14 protein-coding genes are annotated in these 18,473 nt (G+C 71.0%); 10 read left to right on the top strand and 4 right to left on the bottom strand.

What is annotated here, in order from left to right:
- The first annotated feature begins 35 nt into the window (after positions 1-35).
- Positions 36-2,843 (top strand): glycosyl hydrolase 2 galactose-binding domain-containing protein, encoded by a 2,808-nt coding sequence (locus OG584_RS20970; RefSeq protein ID WP_405779964.1) that lies wholly within the window; start codon positions 36-38, stop codon positions 2,841-2,843.
- A gap of 180 nt (positions 2,844-3,023) precedes the next feature.
- Here OG584_RS20970 and OG584_RS20965 read toward each other — a convergent pair whose 3' ends face one another.
- Complete coding sequence (locus OG584_RS20965; protein WP_405779962.1) at positions 3,024-4,502, bottom strand: sulfatase-like hydrolase/transferase; 1,479 nt, start codon at positions 4,500-4,502, stop codon at positions 3,024-3,026.
- Positions 4,499-5,464 (bottom strand): TauD/TfdA dioxygenase family protein, encoded by a 966-nt coding sequence (locus OG584_RS20960; protein WP_405779960.1) that lies wholly within the window; start codon positions 5,462-5,464, stop codon positions 4,499-4,501. The genes OG584_RS20965 and OG584_RS20960 overlap by 4 nt, the downstream gene beginning before the upstream one ends.
- A gap of 578 nt (positions 5,465-6,042) precedes the next feature.
- On the opposite strand from OG584_RS20960, the gene OG584_RS20955 reads away from it, so the two are divergent.
- From OG584_RS20955 to OG584_RS20925, 7 genes are all read left to right on the top strand, one after another.
- On the top strand, positions 6,043-7,248 hold the full coding sequence (locus OG584_RS20955; protein WP_405779958.1) for an ROK family protein: 1,206 nt from the start codon (positions 6,043-6,045) through the stop codon (positions 7,246-7,248).
- Positions 7,249-7,349: 101 nt separating this feature from the next.
- Entirely contained in the window at positions 7,350-7,421 is a 72-nt protein-coding gene (locus OG584_RS20950; protein ID WP_405784200.1) for a putative leader peptide, read from the top strand.
- Between the two features lie 334 nt (positions 7,422-7,755).
- Positions 7,756-9,348 (top strand): ABC transporter substrate-binding protein, encoded by a 1,593-nt coding sequence (locus tag OG584_RS20945; protein ID WP_405779956.1) that lies wholly within the window; start codon positions 7,756-7,758, stop codon positions 9,346-9,348.
- Position 9,349: 1 nt separating this feature from the next.
- On the top strand, positions 9,350-10,294 hold the full coding sequence (locus OG584_RS20940) for an ABC transporter permease (protein WP_405779954.1): 945 nt from the start codon (positions 9,350-9,352) through the stop codon (positions 10,292-10,294).
- A gap of 5 nt (positions 10,295-10,299) precedes the next feature.
- Positions 10,300-11,202 (top strand): ABC transporter permease, encoded by a 903-nt coding sequence (locus tag OG584_RS20935; RefSeq protein ID WP_405779952.1) that lies wholly within the window; start codon positions 10,300-10,302, stop codon positions 11,200-11,202.
- Positions 11,199-13,037 carry a dipeptide ABC transporter ATP-binding protein gene (locus OG584_RS20930; protein WP_405779950.1) on the top strand — a complete coding sequence of 613 codons (1,839 nt, stop codon included), beginning with the start codon at positions 11,199-11,201 and terminating at the stop codon, positions 13,035-13,037. The genes OG584_RS20935 and OG584_RS20930 overlap by 4 nt, the downstream gene beginning before the upstream one ends.
- 114 nt (positions 13,038-13,151) lie before the next feature.
- Positions 13,152-15,467 carry an arylsulfatase gene (locus OG584_RS20925; protein ID WP_405779948.1) on the top strand — a complete coding sequence of 772 codons (2,316 nt, stop codon included), beginning with the start codon at positions 13,152-13,154 and terminating at the stop codon, positions 15,465-15,467.
- A 457-nt stretch (positions 15,468-15,924) separates the two neighbouring features.
- Here OG584_RS20925 and OG584_RS20920 read toward each other — a convergent pair whose 3' ends face one another.
- Both OG584_RS20920 and OG584_RS20915 read right to left on the bottom strand, forming a co-directional pair.
- A complete protein-coding gene (locus OG584_RS20920) occupies positions 15,925-16,701 on the bottom strand; it encodes an SDR family NAD(P)-dependent oxidoreductase (protein ID WP_405779947.1) in 777 nt (258 codons plus the stop codon).
- A gap of 112 nt (positions 16,702-16,813) precedes the next feature.
- Positions 16,814-17,386: a TetR/AcrR family transcriptional regulator gene (locus OG584_RS20915; RefSeq protein WP_405779945.1), complete on the bottom strand. Its 573-nt coding sequence runs from the start codon at positions 17,384-17,386 to the stop codon at positions 16,814-16,816.
- Between the two features lie 372 nt (positions 17,387-17,758).
- Between OG584_RS20915 and OG584_RS20910 the strand changes: the two genes are divergently transcribed.
- Positions 17,759-18,016: a hypothetical protein gene (locus OG584_RS20910; protein WP_405779944.1), complete on the top strand. Its 258-nt coding sequence runs from the start codon at positions 17,759-17,761 to the stop codon at positions 18,014-18,016.
- 169 nt (positions 18,017-18,185) lie between these two features.
- The gene (locus OG584_RS20905; protein WP_405779942.1) at positions 18,186-18,422 is read left to right on the top strand and encodes a hypothetical protein; all 237 of its coding nucleotides are present in this window, start codon (positions 18,186-18,188) and stop codon (positions 18,420-18,422) included.
- Positions 18,423-18,473 lie beyond the last annotated feature (51 nt).

The raw sequence follows: 18,473 nt of genomic DNA, 5'->3' as shown, positions 1-18,473 counted from the left end.
TCTGACAACGTTGTCAAGCGTGTATCGGGAGCGACGTGACCCAGTTGAATCGCAGGCGTTTCCTGTCCAGTGGAATCGCCGTCGCCGGTGGTGGTGTTCTCGGCGCGCTCGCAATGCCCGGCCTCGCCGCGGCGGCGACGGGCGGAACCGACAGTGCCCGTCCCCTCCACACCGACAGCCACGAGATCACCGGCGGCTGGACGTTCATGGCGGCCGACAGCACCACGGTGCCCGGCGAAGCGCAGGCCGGCGCACGGCACGTCGCCGGTATGAAGCCGGCCGTCGTGCCGGGGACACCGCTCACAAGCATGATCGCCAACGGCGAGTACCCCGATCCGCTGTACGGCCACATCGTGACCGACACCGTCCCGGACACCCTCAAAGACACCGGCTACTGGTACCGGGTCGCTTTCCCCGTGCCCCGGCTGATCCCCGGCCAGCGGTTCTGGCTGCACTTCGAGGGCATCAACTATCTGGGGAACATCTGGCTCAACGGCGCCGAGGTGGGCACCATCGAGGGCGCCTTCAAACGCGGTGTCTTCGACGTCACGGACATCATCGCGAAAGCGGACGGCACGGCTCATCTCGCGGTGCTGGTCGGCAAGCTGGACTACGCCGATCCCCCGGCGCTGCCGAGCTACGCCAGCGGTGTGACCCGCGGCGGGCGCAACGGCGGCAAGACCGGGATCACCCTGAAGAACGGGCCGACGCTCTTCTGCACGGCGGGCTGGGACTGGCTGCCCACCATCCCCGACCGCGACCTCGGCATCTGGCAGCCGGTCACCTGGTACACCACCGGGCCGGTCAGGCTGACCGACGTCCGCGTCGATCCGACGCTCTCCGCCGATCTTCGTACGGCCGACATCGCGATCGACCTGGGCCTCGACAGCGCGCTCGGCAAGCCCAGCGCCGTGACGGTGCGGGGATCCCTCGATGGCCACGAGTTCGAACGGACCGTCACCGTGCCGGCCGGCTCATCCTCGGTCACGGTGACGCCGGATGACATCGACTGCCTGCGGCTGAACCGCCCGAAGCTGTGGTGGCCCAACGGCTACGGCGACGCCCACCGCTATCGGCTGACGATCGGTGTCGAGTCCGGCGGCCAGGTCCACGACGAGCGGACGGTGGACTTCGGCGTCCGGCGGATCGAGTACACCAAGCCGATCCAGTCACCGTCCGGCGACCCGGCCGACTGCCTGGCGATCACCGTCAACAACCAGCCGATCCTGGTGATGGGCGGCAACTGGGGCCTGGACGAGGCACTCAAGCGCATTCCGCGCGAACGGCTGCGCGCGCAGCTGCGGTTGCACCGCGACGCCAACCTCAACCTGATCCGGAACTGGAACGGCCAGAGCAGCACCGAGGACTTCTTCGACGCATGCGACGAGTACGGCATCCTCGTCTGGCAGGACTTCTTCTGCTCGACCGAAGGCCCACCGCCGGCGAACGTCACCCGGGACCTGGACAACATCCGCGACTGCATCGTGCGGTTCCGCAACCACCCGTCGGTCCTGCTCTGGTGCGGCGGCAACGAGGGCCCGCCCCCGCAGCCGCTCATCGACGGCCTGAACGCGCTGGTCGCGGAGCTGGACCCCAAACGCGCCGCGCTGACCAGCTCGGCCGGCGACACCGGCAAGGACCCGATCGGCGGGTACAGCTCGGGCGGGCCGTACCACTGGGTCACGCCGGGCACCCACTTCTCCCTCAACGACGGCACGCACTGGCCTCCGTTCCACAACGAGGTCGGCTCGTACTCGATCCCGACGCTCGAATTCATCAAGAAGATGCTCCCCGAGGCCTCGTGGGAGCACCCGGACGACTTCTGGGCCGACCGTGACGTCAACGGCAACGGGGGCAACGGCGGCGGCGCGGGATATCTCAAGCTCACCGCGGAGCGCTACGGCGAACCGCAGAACCTCCCGGACTTCGCCCGCAAGTCCCAGCTGATGAACTACGAGTGCATCAAGGCGATCTACGAGGCGCACGCCGCGAACATGCAGAGTGCCGCGCAGGGCAAGCCGTACCCGCGTACCGGCGTGATCATGTGGATGACCAATCCCGCGCAGCCCAGCTTCGTCTGGCAGATGTACAGCCACGACCTGGAGGCGCATTCGTCGTTCTACGCGGTCCAGCACGCCTGCCGACGGGTCAACGTGATTCTCAACAGCCAGACACTCGACGTGGTGGTGGCCAACCACACCCGAGGGGCGGTGCGGGGCACCGTATCCGTCACGCTCCACGACCTGAACGGGGCGGAGTTCGCCGCCACTTCCCTGCGTGTCGACGGGGCGGCGGCGTCCGACCACACCGTGGTCGGCAACATCGCCCCCCAGCTGAAGGGCGCGCCGTCCGACGTCGCCTTCGTCCGGCTGTCGTTCAAGAGCTCGCACGGTGCTGAACCGGTCCGCAACTTCTACTGGGCCGAGAATCCGGCGCGGGCCGCGGGATTCGTGAGCCTGGACGACGCGCCCGCGGCCGCCGTCTCCGTCGTGGCCCGCGCGCGGCACGGGCGGGACGGCGTCGGGCTGACGGTGGAGGTCGAGAACACCGGCACCGCCGTGGCACTGATGCTGCACCTGCAGGTGTACGACACCCGGACCGGCGAACGCGTCCTGCCGGCCACGTTCGACGACAACTACCTGAATCTGGCGGGCGGCGAGTCCGGTACCGCCCGCGTGCAGCTGGACGGTGAGCAAGTCCGTCGCCACCAGGAGATCGGCGTACGGATCGACGGCTGGAAGATCGACCAGCACGCTTCCCGGTTGCGGGGGCACAAAGTGGCCGTCACCTTCAATCAGGCGGCGCTGTCGACTCATCCGCCGGAGAAGACCTTCGGCGGGTAGCCGGTGCGCGGGGGCGGCCGACTCCATCCGGCCGCCCCCGTCCGCAGAATTACCGTGCTCTCAGGGGCCCTTGCACTATGAGCATCCGATGACCTTGGACGGGCGCAGTGCAAGGGACCCTTACGGGAGCCCGGTCCCACGGGGCCGCGGCCCGCACACCTCCCGCTCGCGCGGCGCCCCTCATCGTCCGGGCCGGTGCCCGAACCGCACCCCCTCCCAGGGGACTTCCGCCGGGAACGACTCCGCGCGGCGCTGTCCGGCGGGACGCGGTGCGGCCCGTTCGATCACGGGCTTCACATCCTCGATGCGCTCCAGCCACGCGAGGAGCGTGTCCCGCAGCCCGTCCGCGACCGACCGGTGCGAGTCGAATCCGGCCAGGTTCTCCAGCTCGTACGGGTCGGCCGCCAGGTCGTACAGCTCGGTCTCCGTGTAGCGGTCCGCTGCGGGCTCGTTCCAGGCATCCGCGCCAGGCGCCTCCACCGCGTACTTCCAGCGCGATGTGCGCACCGCCCGGCCCACCCGGTCCTCGCTGATCTGCACGAAGACGGAGTCCGGCCTGCCGGGATCGCGGCCGCCGCCGGTCAGCGGCAGCAGGGAGCGCCCCTGCACGCCGTCCGGTACGCCGATGCCCGCCGCGGCCAGCAGCGTCGGCATCAGGTCCACCGTCCCGACCGGTTGCCGCACGAGCCCGCCGCCGGTGAATCCGGGGCCGGTCAGCGCGAGCGGTACACGGACCGACGCCTCGTGGGCGGAGCGCTTGTACTCACTGTTGCGGGTACGGAAGTGGGACCCGTGATCGGCGGTCCAGGCCAGCACCGTGCTGTCCTCGGTGCCGAGGCTGCGCAGCGCGTCGCGCAGTCTTCCCACCCCTTCGTCGACCCGCTTGATCTGGCCGAGGTACCCGGCGATGTGGCGGTGTGCGCCCCCTTGCGGTGCGCCCGGTCCCAGTGCCGCCAGGTCCGGTGGGAGCCAGCTGCCCTCGTACCGCTCGCGATAGCCGGCGGGGGCCGGGTAGTCGTCGGTGGGGTTCTGGTGGTGCGGTTCCAGCAGGGAGAGAAACAGCAGGTACGGGCGGTCGTGATGGTCGGCGACGAACCGGATGGCCGCGTCGATCAGCGCGTCCGAGCGGTAGCCGGGCAGCCGGACCGCCTCGCCCTCCTCGTCGTGGACCACCGTGCGGTAGGCGTCCGATGTGAATTCGAGCCGGTCCGACGCGAGCCACTTCTGGTAGCCGCCGCGCCGTCCGGGCGGCACGGGGCCATCGGGGCAGTCCTCGCCCGCCAGGTGCCATTTGCCGATGTACCCGGTCGTGTACCCGGCCCCGGCGAAGGCGCCGGCGAGCGTGGGGATGTCCTGCGGGAGCGGCAGCCCGTTGCGGAACACCCCGGCGGCTGTGGGGTAGCGGCCGGTCTGCAGGGCCGAACGCGCGGGCGCGCAGACCGGGTTGGGGGTGATCGCCTGCTCGAACAGGGTGCCCTCGCGGGCGATGCGGTCGAATTCCGGCGTCACTCCCGCACGGTTGCCGTGCACCCCGGCCGTGTCCCAGCGCTGCTGGTCCGTGAGCACCACGATCACCTGCGGGGGCGCCCCGGCGGCGGGCACCGGGGCGCCCCCGTCCGCTGGGACGGCCGCGTCGTTCTGCGAGGCGGACCCGCTCACACTCCGGCCTGCTCTGCCACCCGGGCGTCCGAGGCTCCGGAGGGGATACCGAAGGCGGGGGCCGGTATCTCCTCGGGGCTGATGAGGGTGGAGGCGCGGCCGTCGACACCGACCGGGACGTCGCCGTCGATGGTGACGCGGCGGAGCTTGCGCTCGTGGTCGTCGGAGTCGTCGACGCCGTAGTGCTGGGTGGCGCGGTTGTCCCAGATGGCGACGTCGCCGGTCTGCCACTGCCAGCGCACGGTGTTCTCGGGGCGCTCGATGTGCGACTGGAAGACGTCGAGGAGCGCCCGCGAGTCACGTCCGGTCAGGCCGCTGATGCGCTGGACGAAGTTGCCCAGGAGCAGCACGCGTTCGCCGGTCTCGGGGTGGACACGCACCACCGGGTGCTCGGTGAGGAACTTCGTCGAGGTGAACACCTTCTGGTACTGGGCGAGCGCCTCCGGCCGGGCGTTGGGCCGCAGGGCCACGTAGTCGTAGTCGTTGGAGTGGACCGCGCGCAGCGCGTCGGCGAGCGCGCGCAGCGGCTCGGGGAGCCCGGCGTAGGCCGCAGCGGTGTTGGCCCACAGGGTGTTGCCGCCGTACGGCGGTATGACGACGGCGCGCAGGATCGAGAAGGCCGGGTAGGCGGGTACGAAGGTGACGTCGGTGTGCCACTGGTTGGCCCGGCCGCCGTGGTCGGAGTCGATGCCGAGCGAGTAACGGCCGTCGGCGGACGGGACGGTGGGGTGAGCGACCGGTGTGCCCAGCAGCCGGCCGAACGCCTCGTGGCTGTCCTCGTCCAGGTGGTCCTGGCCGCGGAAGAAGACGACCTTGTTGGCCAGCAGGGCGTCCCGGACTGCGGTGACGGTCGCAGGGTCGAGGCCGCCTCCGAGGCGTACGCCGGAGATGACGGCGCCGATACGGCCGCCGAGTTTCCGTACGGTGACGGTCGAAGCGGGGGCTGTGGTTGCCGAGGACATGAGGTGTTCCCTTCGGAAGCCGAGACCATCGGGCGATTAATCTCGGAGAGGAATTAATGAGGGCGGGCAACGGTGCCGGGTCGGAGCGGAGGCGGTGTGCCCTGCGAAGAGGTGGCGGTGGCCGTGCGAGGAGGTGATGTGGCGGCGAGTCGTCGGCGACGGGCGACCGGTCCACGGGGCGGTGAGGCCGGGGCGTTGTGCGGTCAGGCGGCGGTACAGGAGCCGGGACACGCCACCGGCGCCGCGGCACGGGCGGCGCGGGCTGTGCCGGCTGTGCCGGTGGGCCCCGCCTCGGGAACGGCCATCGCGAACATGCCCCGGAGGTTTCCAGCGCCTGTCGGCCCGCGTCAAGAGCCTCCCCGCCGCCGGGGGTGCCCCGTGGTGGTTGAATCGGCGCTTGCGCGGGGCCTGCGGATCTCCCGCCCGCACCCCGTGAAATCACTTCTGAACAGCGGGTTCTCACCAGTTCGGGGGAGGGACGCGCACCCTGTCCCGGCACCGCGTGAGGAGGCGGGTGCGATTTCATGCCGCCGTAATGTTGCGACCGCCCCGGCGCCGCAGGAGCGAAGGAACATCCCATGACAGTCAGTTCCCGGGCCTCCCGGACGACCGGTGACGGCCGGCGCGAGGCCAATGCCGCATCGGTGCTGCGCACCGTGCTCGATCACGGGCCCGTCGCCCGGAGGACGATCGCCGAACGCTCCGGTCTCAGCCCGGCCGCCGTCTCACGTCAGTGCACCGACCTCGTACGCATCGGCCTGGTGAGGGAGTTGCCCGATCTGACGGTGAGCAGCGGTGTCGGCAGACCTCAGATCCCGGTGGACCTGCACACCGGCGAGACCACTGGCCCGGTGGCGGGCGGTGTGCACATCGGTGTGCCCGCCTCGACGTTCGGCCTGCTGGATCTGCGCGGCCGGCTGCTGGACAGCCGCAGGCTCCCGCACGACGGCATCGCCCCCGCCGACCTGCCGCACAGCATCATCCGCGGGCTGCGCGCGTTCCTCGCCGACACCGGTCACGGCCGGCGCCTGCTCGGGGTGGGCGCGGCGCTCGGAGGGTGGGTGGACCCCGGCCCCGGAACGGTCGTGCGGCACGACGCGCTGGGCTGGCAGCAACGGCCGCTCGCCGCCGAACTCACCTCCGGTCTGGGCGGACTTCAGGTACGGATCGACAATCACGCCCGCGCCATCGCACAGTCCGAGATCCTCTTCGGCCGGCCGGCCGCGCGCCGGAGCCTGGTGCATCTCTTCGTCGGCAACGTGGTCGACGCGGCCCTCGGCATCGCGGGGGTGGTCCACCAGGGTCCCGGTTCCGGTGCGGGTGACGTGGCGCATCTGCCCGTACCCGACTCCACGGTCCCGTGCTCCTGCGGGCGGTCCGGGTGTCTGGAGGCGACGGCCTCCAACACCGCTGTCGCGCTGACCGCCGTACGGCGCGGCATCGTTCCCGAGCCGGACGTGTTCCTGGTGGTGGACGCGGCTGCGGCCGGTGACCGCCGTGCGGACCGGCTGCTGCGGGAGCGGGCCCGCGCGGTGGGCCGTGCGGCGGCCCTGCTGCTCGATGTCCTCAATCCGGATCTGATCGTGGTCACGGAACACTCCAGCCTGGTCAATCCGGAGTACCTGGAGGAGATCCGGGGCGCGGCCGTCGACCAGTCCCACGTCTGCGGTGATCCCGGGCGGATCGTGAGCCCGCATGCCGGAACGGCGGCCCTGTCCGTGGCAGCGGGGACGATCCTGTTGAACCCGCTGTTCAGGAACCCTCTGACGGCATTCGACGGCTAGCCCGGCAGCCGGAGCAGACGGCGGCCCCGGTATCAGGATCCGGACGGAACGTGTTGACCGCCCGGCGAAGCCACTGTCATATTGCTCCCGTGAACCCGGACATGCGCCTCGTCTCCCGCAGGCACGTCGACCTCTGCCGACAGGCCAGCGCGGTCTGTGCCGTCCGCGGCTGACCCGGACGTTCCCCCGAAGGCCCGGCCCGGACACCCGTAGCCGGCAGCCGACCCGGCACCCGCGGGCCCGCTCCCGACCGGCCCTGGCCCGGCGCCCGTTTCACGTTCCAGTCCGGTACGGCCCGTTCCGCCGTGCCGCCGTCTCCCCTGCACGGGTCGCCAACTCCCTTCGCGGTCAGGCTCATCCGCACTGACTCGGTACGTCTCCCGTGCTCGACCCCGCACCGTTCTCCGCGCGCGCCCTCATTCGTACCGCAGCGGAAGCAATGTCCGAGCGCACCCGCACCACCGGACCGCCACTCTCACCGTCCCTCACCGTCACAGGCAGGTTTCGATGACCGAGCTCCACCCCTCCACGCCCACCGGGCTGTCCCGCCGTACGACGTTGTCCGCCGCGGGCGGCGGCGCCCTGATGACGGTGCTGGGCCTGGCGGGCTGCCGGTCGGCGGTCTCGGACGCCTCGTCCGGGTCGAAGAGCGCCGGCGCGGCCCCCAGGCGCGGTGGCACCCTCAACATCGCCGTCAACAGCGACTTCACGCCTGGCCTGCTCTTCTCCCAGAGCAACCAGTCCCTGCAGCACCGGCTGATCTACAACACCCTGACCCGGTACGACGACCGGCTCAGCCCGCAGCCCGAGCTCGCCACCTCCTGGTCGTACGCGAAGGACGGGCGCAGCATCACGCTCAGACTGCGTGAGGGCGTCACGTTCCACAACGGCCGGACGTTCACCGCCGACGATGTCATCTTCGCGGTGAAGAACCTCCAGAACCCGGTGCGGGCGGCCCAGTTGCGCTCCACCGCGGCTACGGTCACCGGCTTCGAGAAGCGCGGGGAGCACGAGCTCGTGCTCAAGCTCGCCCACCGCGTGAACAATCTCTTCGACCTCTTCGAGTTCATGATCATCACGGATCCGGCCTCGGTCGGCTCCGCCGTCACCGGCAGGAAGCTGATCGGTACCGGCCCGTTCGCACTGAAGAAGTGGAGCCCCGGCTCCGGGCTGAGCCTGACGCGGCACGAAGGCTACTGGCTGCCGGGCCGCCCCTACCTCGACAGAGTCGAGATACGGGTGATACCCCAGGCCGACGCACTGATCTCGTCCCTGCGCTCCGGCCAGTCCCAGCTCTCCTTCGACGTCCCCGGCAAGAGCCTCGGCCTCGTCAAGACCACACCGGACCTCGGCATCACCGCGTACGACACCGGCGCAGGCGCCGTCTACCTGGGCGCCAACACCACGGTCGCCCCGCTGAACGACCGGACCGTCCGCCAGGCCATCGCCTGGTCCGTGGACCGCGAACGGCTCCTCGGCCAGGTGCTCGGAGGGTACGGCCTCGCCTCCGCGGCCCCGTGGCCCAAGTCATCGCCGGCCTTCACCGAGGCGCACCGCACCCACTACACCCACGACCCGGGCAGAGCCCGTGAGCTGCTGAAGTCCGCCGGCCACAGCAGACTCGCGCTCGACCTGCTGCACATCGCGCTGCCCAGCGACACGGCGGTCGCCGAAGCCCTTCAGTACGACCTGAAACAGGTGGGCATCGACGTCACCCTCCAGCCCACCGACTCGGCGACCGCGCAGAAGAAACTGATCTCCCAGGGCATGCCGGCCCTGTGGACCATGAGCCACGGTTTCGCCCAGGTACAGCCCTCCACCCTCGCCGTGAGCGCCTATCCCTTCAACGAGGCCAAGAACACCTCCAAGTACCGCTCCGCCCACTACACACAGGTCGTGCGGGAGGCATGGACCGAGCCCGAGTCGAGTGCGGCGCGGGCCAACACCCTGCACGACGAGATCTCCGGAATCCTGCTCGACGAGGCGTTCATCATCGACCTCGTCGTCCGCGGCCAGGTCCAGGTCGCCGCCCGAGGACTGCACGGCGCCACCCTGAACAAGTTCTCGTACCTCAGCCTCGACCACGCCTACCTGGTCTGACATGCGCAGCTACCTGCTCCGGCGGCTGCCGTCCGCCCTCCTCGTCCTGGTCGCCGCCTCGTTCCTGATCTTCACCATCCTGCGGCTCGTCCCCGGCGACCCCGCGACCACGCTCGCCGGACCCGACGCGGACGCGGCGACCGTCGCCGCGATCCGGGACCGGCTCGGCCTCGACGCACCGCTGCTGTCCCAGTACACGCACTGGATCGGCTCCCTCATCAGGGGAGACCTCGGGCCCTCGTACGCCGTGGGCGGGCAGACCGCCGACCTGATCGGGAACGGCCTCGGCGCCACCGCCGAACTCACCCTGGGAGCACTGCTGTTCGTCGTCGTCCTGGGTACGGCCTTCGGGGTGCTCGGGGCCACCGCCCGCAGCCGGTGGGTCCGCAGCGCGATCCGGGTGACCACGACCGCGGCCCTCGCCGTGCCGCCGTTCGTCAGCGGGGTCCTGCTCGTGTGGGTCTTCGCCGTGGTGTTGCCCGTACTGCCTCCGGGCGGCCGGGTGTCCTTCCTCACCGCGCCCGACCTCGCCGCGCAGTACCTGCTGCTGCCCGCGCTCTGCCTGGCGCTGCCCAGCGCGGCCGTCCTCGGCCGGTACCTCAAGGACGGCATCGAGCGCGCGCTCGCCGAGGACTTCGTGCGCACCGCCACCGCCGCCGGTGTGGCACCGCGCCGGCTGCTGTGGCGCCACGCCCTGCCGAACGCCCTGCCCCCCGTCGTCACCCTGCTGGGCATGCAGACCGGGCAACTGCTCGGCGGGGCCGTACTCGTCGAGGCGATCTTCGCCTGGCCGGGCCTCGGCCGGCTCGCCCAGCAGGGCCTCACCCTCCGCGACTACCCGGTCGTGCAGGACCTCCTGCTCCTCCTGGTCGCCGTTTTCGTCCTCGTCCAGCTACTCACCGACGTCGTGTACGCCTGGGTCGACCCCCGGATCAGGTGGGAGTAACAGCCATGACCACGACCGCCGATCTCACCGCCCTCACCCCCGGCGGCGCGCCGCCACCGGCCGCGCCCCGAAAGCCGCGCCGCACGGCACGCAACCGCCACCCCTACCGCAGCGCGCTGTCCACCGCACGCGCCCGCACCGGTCTGGTGCTGGTCGGCGCGGTGATCATCGCCGGGCTGCTCGCACCGGTCCTCGCCGGACACGGGCCCACCGACCAGAGCGGTCAGAGCCTCGCCGCCCTCGGCACCCCGGGGCATCCGCTGGGCACCGACGACCTCGGCCGCGACCTGCTCAGCCGGGTCCTGTACGGCATCCGCGCCGACCTGGGCATCATCGCGCTCGCGGTTCCAGGGGGCGCCGTCCTCGGCTGCCTGTTCGCACTCGTGGCCGCTGCGCACCCGGTCGCCGACACCGTCGTCCAGCGCGTCTTCGACCTCGTCCTCGCGTTTCCCGGTCTGATCCTGGCACTCGCCATCACCGCGATCCTCGGCCCCGGCAGGCTCCCCGTCATCCTCGTCATCGCGCTCGCCGAGGTCCCGGCCTTCGGAAGGCTGCTGCGCGGCGGCATCCTCGTCCAGCGGGAACGGGAGTACGTGACGGCCGCCCGGGTCGGCGGCAGTTCGGGCCGCCGGGTGCTGATGCGGCACATCCTGCCCAACGCCGCCGACCCGCTCATCGTCCAGATCGCCGTGTCGCTGAGCGTCGCCGTCTTCATCGAGGGGGCGATGAGCTTCCTCGGTGTGGGCGTACGCCCACCGCAACCCACGCTCGGAGCCGTGCTGAGCCAGTCCATGCCCTACCTCGCCCAGGCCCCCAACTTCGCGGCCGGGCCCCTGATCGCCGTGACCGCGCTCGTCCTCGGGCTCTCGCTCGTCGCCGAGGCGCTCAACCGGGAGATACGCCGATGACCGACCCGGAACTGCTGCAGGTCGATGACCTCGGCGTCGAGTTCACCACCCCCGATGGCAAGGCCCTGCGCGCCGTACGGGACGTCTCGTTCACCCTCGGCCGCGGCGAGACGCTGGCAATCGTCGGCGAGTCGGGCTCCGGCAAGTCCACCACCGCGCTCGCCCTGACGCGGATGCTGCCCGGCACCGGCCTCATCACCACCGGCTCCGTCCGCCTCGACGGCCAGGACCTGGCGGCAGCGGGCCAGGATGAGCTGCGCCGGGTGCGCGGCGCCCGTATCGGCATGATCTTCCAGGACCCGATGACGGCCCTGAACCCGGTCCTGACGGCGGGCCGCCACCTCGACGAGGTGCTCCGCGCCCACGGCAACCACGACCGGGCCGCCCGCCGCGCACGCACCGTCGAGCTCCTCGACCGGGTCGGCATCCCCGACCCGCACCGCCGCGCGGACGACCACCCGCACCAGTTCTCCGGAGGCCAGCGCCAGCGCATCCTGATCGCGATGGCGCTGGCCGGCGAGCCCGACATCCTCCTCGCCGACGAACCGACGACCGCGCTCGACGCCACCGTCCAGGACCAGATCCTCACCCTGCTCGCCGACCTCAACCGGGAGACCGGCACCGCCCTGGTCCTCATCACGCACAACATGGGCGTCGTCGCCCGCGCCTGCGCACGTGTCCTCGTCATGTACGGCGGCACCGTCGTCGAGGACGGCCCCACCGCCCAAGTGCTCACCCGTCCCCGCCACCCGTACACTGCGGGCCTGCTCGCCGCGGTCCCCCGGCTCTCCTCCCCCTCGGGCACCCGGCTCACCGGAATCCCCGGCAGCCCGCCCGACCTGACCCTGCTCGGTGACGGCTGCGCCTTCGCCGACCGCTGCTCGTTCGCCGAGGACCGCTGCCGCAAGGAGACACCGGCGCTCACACTGCTCGGAGACGGGGTACGGGCCGCCTGCCCGCCCGCCGCGGGACGCACCCGGCCGCCGGTCACGCCCGCCCCCATCGACCGCGCAGCACCCGGGGCGACCGTTCTGGAGGCGGAAGGCCTGCGCAAGACGTACAAGGGGCGCGGAGCCCGGGGGCGGCGCTTCACCGCGCTCGACGGGGTGTCCCTGACCCTGGCCGCCGGGGAGACCCTCGGCATCGTCGGCGAGTCCGGCTCCGGCAAGTCCACTCTGGCCCGGGTCCTCGCACACGCCCACCCCGCGGACGGCGGCTCGCTGCGGCTGCGCGGTGCGGACGTCACCCGGCCGTCCCGCCGCGAACTGCACGCGGTGCGCCGACAGGTCCAGATGGTCTTCCAGGACCCGTACGCCTCGCTCAACCCCCGGATGACGGTGGGGCAGATCGTCGCCGAGCCCCTGGTCGCCTTCGGCGCCGGAGACCGGGACGAGCGGGAGCGGCGGGTCGCTGGACTGCTGCGCAGGGCGGGCCTCGACCCGGCGGTCGCCGACCGGTACCCCCGCTCCTTCTCCGGCGGACAGCGCCAGCGCATCGGCATCGCCCGTGCGCTCGCTCCGCAACCGTCGGTCCTGATCTGCGACGAACCCGTCTCCGCGCTCGATGTCTCGGTCCAGGCGCAGATCGTCGGCCTCCTCACCGACCTGCAGCGCGACCTGGGTCTCGCCCTGGTGTTCATCGCGCACGACCTCGCGGTGGTCCGGCAGGTCAGCCACCGCATCGCGGTGATGCACCAGGGCCGGATCGTGGAGAGCGGCAGCGCGGACGAAGTCTGCGAGCACCCCCGGGACCCGTACACACGCGCCCTGCTGGCGGCGGCGCCCGAACCGGTGCCCCAGCCGCCCCGGCCGCAGCGGAAGGAGGTGCCCGCGTGAGGCGCCGCTGCCGGTAGCCGCTCCGGTCCACCACCGGCCCCGGCCCCGACCCGCCCACCGCACCGCCGCCGCGGCACACCCCTCCCCTCCTCACGATGACGGAGCCCCACGCCCATGACCACCAGCGCCCGACGCGACCCGTACGACGGCTTCCCGGGCCGGATAGGCCGCACCTTCGCCGAGTCGGAGCCCGCCTGGCCCGCGCGCGCCGCACCGCCGGAGAAGGCCCCGAACATCGTGGTCGTCCTCGTCGACGACATGGGCTACAGCGACATCGGCCCGTTCGGCTCCGAGATCGCCACGCCCGTCCTCACGGCCCTGGCCGATGAGGGCGTACAGCTCACCAACTACCACACGATGCCGCTCTGTTCACCGGCCCGTGCGGCGCTGCTCACCGGACTCAACCCGCACCGTGTCGGCTACGCCATGGTCGCCAACTCGGACCCAGGCTTCCCCGGCTACGGCATGGAGATCGCCGACGACATCCCCACCCTCGCCGAACTGCTCCACGACGCGGGCTACGCCACGTACGCCGTCGGCAAATGGCATCTGGTGCGCGACTCGGCCTCCAACGCGGCCGACGACCGGGCCAACTGGCCGCTGCGCAAGGGCTTCGACCAGTACTACGGCGTGCTGGAGGGCCTCACCAGCCTCTTCCACCCCCACCAACTGGTCCGCGACAACAGCCCGCTGGACATCGACGAGTTCCCCGACGGCTACTACTACACGGACGACATCACCGACGAGGCCATCTCCATGGTGAAGTCACTGCGCGCCCACGACCCCGACAAGCCGTTTCTCCTCTACCTGGCGCACAACGCCGTCCACGGCCCGCTCCAGGCCAAGGAGGAGGACATCGCCCGCCACCGGGGCCGTTACGACGAGGGCTGGGACGTCCTGCGCGAGCGGCGCTTCGCCGCCCAGCTCGCCGGCGGCCTCTTCCCGCCCGGCACCGAACTGCCCGAGCGCAACGCCGAGGCCGGACTCGATGTCCCCGCCTGGGCCGACCTCACCGAGGAGCAACAGCAGCTGTACGCCCGGTACATGGAGGTGTACGCAGCCCTCGTCGACAACATCGACCAGAACCTGGGCCGGCTCACCGAGACCCTCGACGCCCTCGGGGAGCTCGACAACACCATCATCGTCTTCACCTCCGACAACGGCGGCACCGGCGAGGGCGGCGCCGAGGGCACCCGCTCCTACTTCAGCCGCTTCGTGCACCACCCCGCGCTCCCCGGCGACTGGACCCCGGACGTCGATCGCGACCCGGCACTCATCGGCGGCCCGCGCAGCCTCGTGCACTACCCGCGCGGCTGGGGCATGGCGTCCAACACCCCTTTCCGTCTCTACAAGGGGCACACCTACGCAGGCGGGGTGCGCGTGCCCTTCGTGCTGTCCTGGCCGAGAGGAGCCCGCGAGGGACAGCTCGCCCCCGGCCTGCGCACCCAGTACCAGTACGTCACCGACGTCGCGCCCACCCTGCTGCGCCTGGCCGGTGTCGACCGCCCGGCCGAGCGGCGCGGCGTAGCCGTCCAGGAGCCGGACGGGGTCAGCTTCACCCCCGTGATCGCCGACGCGGAACACCGGTCCACCCACCCCGAGCAGTACTGCGAGATGACCGGCAACCGCAGCTACTACAGCGACGGCCACAAACTCGTCACCCTGCACAGGCCCGGCACGCCCTACGACGACGCCGAATGGGCGCTGTACGACATCGGGGCCGACCCGACCGAGATCCACGACCTGGCATCCGACCGGCCCGGCCTCGTCAAGGAACTGTCGGCGGCGTGGGAGTCCGCGGCCCGGCGCAACGGCGTCTTCCCCCTGCCCGACGGCAGCGGCGCCCTCGCCCGCCGCAACCCGGCCGAACGCAGGCTGTCCCGCCCGCTGACGCTGCTGCCTGGCACCCCGGAACTGGAGCGCTACCGCTCGTCCCGCCTGATCGCACTGCGCTCCTTCGAGATCGCCGTCGCCCTCGACTACGCGGGGGAAGGGGTGCTGGTTTCCCACGGAGACCAGGGCGGCGGCTACAGCCTGTACGTGGAGAACGGCCGGCTCCACTTCGCCTACAACGAGTACGGCGTGCTCCACGAGACCGACGCCGGCCCATCGGCGCCGGGAGCGCAGCTGATCACGCTCACCGCCACGGCCGAGCCGGGGCTGCGCTGGGCGTTCACAGTGACCGTCGACGGCGAGGTCCGGGCCGCGCCGCCCAGCGTCCACCAGCTCATCGGCATGGCCCCGTTCCAGGGGATCAGCGTAGGCATCGACCGCAAGTCCCCGGTCTCCTGGCCGCTGTACGAACGCCACGGCTCCTTCCGCCACAGCGGTCGGCTGCGGTCGGTCACGTACCGCCCCGGGGACCCGGGGCCGGACTCCCCGGAGGCGGTGACCGCCGCACTGAAGGAGGCCGCGGCCGCTTTCGAGTGAGCCTGCGGGCCCGGCGGTGATCACACGCCGGCCGGCCCCATCGCGCGGGACCGGCCGGCGTGAAAACCGCGCAGAAACGACGAAGTCCCGCCCGATCAGCAGATCGGACGGGACTTCGCCAACCATCCCCGTGCGACGAGTGATCGCTCCCCGTCGAACCGCGGTCAACCACCTCGGAGGCTGTCGTTTGCCATTTGCCGAGGGACCACCGTGTTGCCAGTCGCGGGACCACCGGCACTCGCGCAGAAGCGGAACGGGTTATCACGCTGTTCATTGGCCGCAGCCGCGTTCCCGAACCACCGGTATGCGGCATGAGCGGACGTTCGGCTGGTCTCGAACCGGTGGGTATCCGCAGTTGTGCCTTGTGATGGGCGAACTGCTGAGCACCCAGGGGGGGCGAGGGCCTGTACGGGCTCCGAACCGTGAAACCCGTACAGCCCTGGCAGTGCCTCGGAGGTTACTGGTTTCGGCCTGCGATGACACCGCCGTCGACGTCCCAGATCGCGCCGGTGACCCACCCTGCCTGGTCGGAGAGGAGGAAGGTGACCACGGCGGAGACGTCCTCGGTGGTGCCGATCCGGCCGATCGGGTGGAAGTCGTTGAATCCCGCCAGGACGGTGTCGACCTCAGCCGGTGAGATGAAGCCCTCGTAGATGGGGGTGGCTACCACGGCCGGGGAGATGGCGTTGACCCGGATCTTGTGGGCGGCCAGTTCCAGGGCGAGGTGCTGAGTCAGGGCGTGCAGGCCGGCCTTGGCCATCGAGTACGCCGATGACGGGGTCGCGGCGATGGCCTGCTTCGCCCACATGCTGCCGATGTTGACGATGGCGCCACCGCGGCCGGTGTTCACCATGCCCTGCGCCACGGTCTGGGTGATCAGGAAGGTGGCCTTGTTCAGGTCCAGGTAGGCGTCGTAGTCGGCCGGGGTGTGTTCGAGGAACGGCAGCGGCCTGAACACGCCTGCCGCGTTGACCAGCAACGTCGTGTCAGCGTGCTGGCCGGCCAGTTCCTCGCGCACCCGCGTCACCTCAGCGGGATCGCGGAGGTCGGCGGTGATGCCCCACGCCTGTCCGCGGGTGGCCAGGTCGGCCACGGTCGTCTCGACCCGTTCACGGCGGGAGCCGATGACGACCGCGCTGCCGCCGCGGCTGACGACGTCCTCGGCGATCTGACGGCCCATGCCGCTGCTACCGCCGACTACGACGAGCTTGCGACCGGTGAAGTCCTGTCCCATGGTGGTTCTCCTCATCTGGCTACCTACTAGTTGGATGGTTGATTGGTCATGCACAAAGGCGCCGCGGTGCCACGCGCGGTGGCTTTGGGTGGTGGCTTTGGGTGGTGCGTTTTCAGAGCAGGGCGTCGACCAAGGTCGCCGCCACCGACCGGACCACATCCCGATTCTGTGCGGCGGCGCCGTCCGGCTGCCCGTGAGCGCGGGCCAGGAGCAGCGCCCCCTCCAGGGACGCAAGGAAAGCTTCGCCCGCCGCACCGGTCCGGGCGGCGGGCATGCCCGCCTCGGCCAACACGCCGGCCACCCATTGCCGCTGATCGGCGAAGAACGCGTCCGTCGCCTGCCGTACCTGAACGGGCAGACTCTCCGCATCCACGGCGAAGACGCCACAGAGGCAGATGCGGCCACCTTGGGCGAAGGTCTCGGCGTACAGCCCGGCATAACCCACCAGGCGCTGCCGCGCGCCCGCCGCATCGTCGTCGACTTCCTTTCGCTCTACGGCGAACCGTTCCCGATACCGCGCGATCAGCGCCTCGGCCAGCGCGGCCTTGGTGGGGAAGTGGTGGTGGATGCTCGGCTTCGTGATGGACAGCTCGGCACTGATGTCGGCGTAGGAGAAGCCGTTGTACCCCCGAACCTGCACCAGCGCCTGAGCGCTGTCCAGGATCCGATCCGCTGTGGTAGTCACGCGACAAAGCTACCTTCTAGTTGGTAGGCAGTCAAGTTGAGTGACCGGCGTCACCGGGTAGAGTCGCGCGCCGCAGCGCGCGGGAAGCAGGTCGAGCAACTGGACACCGTTCACTCCGGCAAGGTCACGCTCACGGGAACCGGAGTGGAGACGCTGGCAAAGCGCGATGTCCTGAACTCGGCACCGCGGCACTGAATGCCCCTTCGGCTCGGCCGTCGAAGACCTCCCCCCTCCTGAGGGCTGACGGGGCGCTTACCGGCCCGCCGGCGGGTGTTGCAGACAATGCCCACGCCAATCCAGGCGGGGGCAGGCCATTCCCCCCGCCCCATCCGAGCCCTCGGGCTCACCGTGGCTCCAGAGAACGTGCTTTCTGTGGCGAGCGGCGTCGTTCAGGACGATCCCCTCGACGACGCGGTCTCGGCCCTCGCCGGAATGGGCCGCGACGTGCACCGCCACCGGCGGCTCATGCTGCACGCCGTCGGACGTTTCAGTAACCCCGCTCTCGTGGCCCCGGGAGCGATCGGCGCCACCGAGGAGGAATCCCTGGTGGGGGCTTGGGCCACTGGTGGTCCCGATGGCGAGCGCTGGGCCCTGGCCGTCCGGACCGAGCCGGCGGCTACCCTCAGCTGATCCTCGGCATGGTGCTCCACACACCGGAGAAGGACATGGGCCGCCACGCCCACCACGTCAGCGCCGTGCCGGCACAGCTCACGAGCTCCGTGGCTTCACGGCGGCCGACCGCGCCTGCACCAAACTCCTCCCCGAGAACTTCCACCGGCCGATGCGTGCCCTCGGCTACATGCCCGTGCTCGACTTCACTGGTCCCCAGGTCAACTCCGCCAGGGCGGAAGGCCATCACCAGGGCGCGATCACGAAAGTTGGCCGACTCTTCTGCCCCCTCACGCCACGCCGTCTGCCCGACCTGTACTCGCAGATCCGCAGCGCCAAGAACGAGCGCGAAAGCATCCCGCTCCGAGAGCGGCTGCGCGAGATCGAGGCGTACGCACTCACCCGTATGGACACACTCAACGACTGAGCCGTAGCCCCCGGGCGGGCACGTTCCGGGTAATTGAAGATCGACACGTCG

The sequence above is a fragment of the Streptomyces sp. NBC_00859 genome (genome assembly GCF_045161865.1).
In the GTDB taxonomy this organism is placed as follows: Bacteria; Actinomycetota; Actinomycetes; order Streptomycetales; family Streptomycetaceae; genus Streptomyces.
This window is presented reverse-complemented; position numbering and strand designations above follow the sequence as displayed.